We start from the raw sequence: 1,748 nt of genomic DNA, 5'->3' as shown, positions 1-1,748 counted from the left end.
GCGGACTGGGCAAAGGACCAGAGCTATGTGCTGGGGGTCCTGACCCACGAGCAGCTGCAGCACTCCATGTTCCCCCTTGCAGACACGCCCTCCAAAGCCGAGGTCCGCGCCGAAGCCGAGCGCCGTGGGCTGTCCGTCGCCAACAAGCCCGACAGCCACGACATCTGCTTCATTCCCGACGGCGACACCGCAGGCTGGCTCGCCGAGAAGATCGACATGACCACCGGCGACATTGTGGATGAAACCGGCGCCAAAGTGGGCGAGCACCCCGGTGCCAACGCCTTCACCGTAGGCCAGCGACGAGGTCTGAAGCTCGGCACTCCCGCTGCAGACGGCAAGCCGCGCTTCGTCCTGGAGATCCGCCCCAAGGAAAACAAGGTCGTCGTCGGGCCCGAAGCGCTCTTGGCCATCGATGAAATCCGCGGAATCAAGGTCTCATGGGCCGGGCTTCCCATCGCCGAGGTTGGGACAGGCGCGCGCTTCGATTGCCATGCCCAGGTCCGGGCGCATGGTGATCCGGTCCCGGCGGTGGCATGGATGGATCATTCCGGCACCGACGGATCCGGCCCCAGACTGGTAGTCCGCCTCACTGACCCGCTTCGGGGAGTGGCCCCAGGGCAGACCGTCGTGCTTTACCAGGGCAGCCGGGTGCTGGGCCAGGCAACCATCGACGCCGCCCGCTCCTTGCAACGCGCCGAACTGGGCTGACGCTGCCCCTCAAGCGTCCCGCGTGGACACGCGCAGCAAGCCGTTGAGCGAGGCCCGCTGCAAAAACTTTGTGCCTAAAGTCACAAGAATTGCTCAGATTTCCCGTTTCATCTGGGAACTTTCTGGTTGAATCGGGGAATCAGAGCCGCCAGCTGCTGCCCGGCCTACAGACTCCCGGGCAGCAGCTGACGCCTATTCATCGGACAGAAGGTTCAAGGATGACTAAGCTCAACAAATCCCTGCACGGTGCCATCGCGCTGGCAGGCGTTTCCGCCCTCGCCCTGACAGCCTGCACGGGCCCCTCCGGCGGTGGCGGCGGTGACTCTACGGAATCTGCCGGTGGTGCCATCACGTACGGCACTACCGACAAGGTGGTGACCCTCGATCCCGCCGGTTCCTACGACGGCGGTTCGTTCATGGTGATGAACCAGATCTATCCCTTCCTGCTGAACTACGCCCCGGGGACGGCTGACGCCACTCCTGACATTGCTGAATCGGCGTCTTTCACCAGCCCCACCGAGTACACGGTCAAGCTCAAGCCGGACCTTAAATTTGCCAATGGCAACACCCTTGACTCTTCCGATGTTGTTTTCTCCTTCGAACGTGTCGTTGCCATCAACGATCCCAACGGCCCGGCCTCCCTGCTGTCGAACATGGAGAAGGTGGAGGCGACGGACCCCACCACCGTGGTCTTCACCCTCAAGGCAGCCGACGATCAGGTTTTCCCCGGCGTCCTGGCGTCCAACCCGGGCCCCATTGTTGACGAGGACGTTTTCCCCGCGGACAAGATCATGGACGATGACGCCATTGTGGAAGCGGAACCCTTCGCCGGCCAGTACACCATTGACAGTTACCAGAAGAACGAACTGGTGAACTTCAAACCCAACCCCGACTACAAGGGCCTCCTTGGCACTGCGGCCAATGATGGCGCGACACTCAAGCACTACGCGGATCCCAACAACCTCAAGCTGGATGTCCAGCAGGGAAACATCGACGTCGCAGGCCGCATCCTCACGGCCACCGACGTCGCGGACCTCGAG

At 62.7% G+C, this 1,748-nt stretch carries 2 protein-coding genes; both read left to right on the top strand.

From position 1 onward, the window contains the following. Window positions 1-708 (top strand): tRNA methyl transferase PRC-barrel domain-containing protein (locus tag RIF72_RS20025; RefSeq protein ID WP_375164258.1); only part of this gene is annotated, 708 nt, incomplete at its 5' end. 218 nt (window positions 709-926) lie between these two features. Further along, window positions 927-1,748: ABC transporter substrate-binding protein (locus RIF72_RS20020; protein ID WP_309076533.1), on the top strand; the 822-nt coding region annotated here is incomplete at its 3' end.

The organism is Paenarthrobacter sp. (assembly GCF_031180005.1).
In the GTDB taxonomy this organism is placed as follows: Bacteria; Actinomycetota; Actinomycetes; order Actinomycetales; family Micrococcaceae; genus Arthrobacter.
Note: the sequence above shows the minus strand (reverse complement) of the source record. Positions and strands in the feature narration are given on the sequence as shown.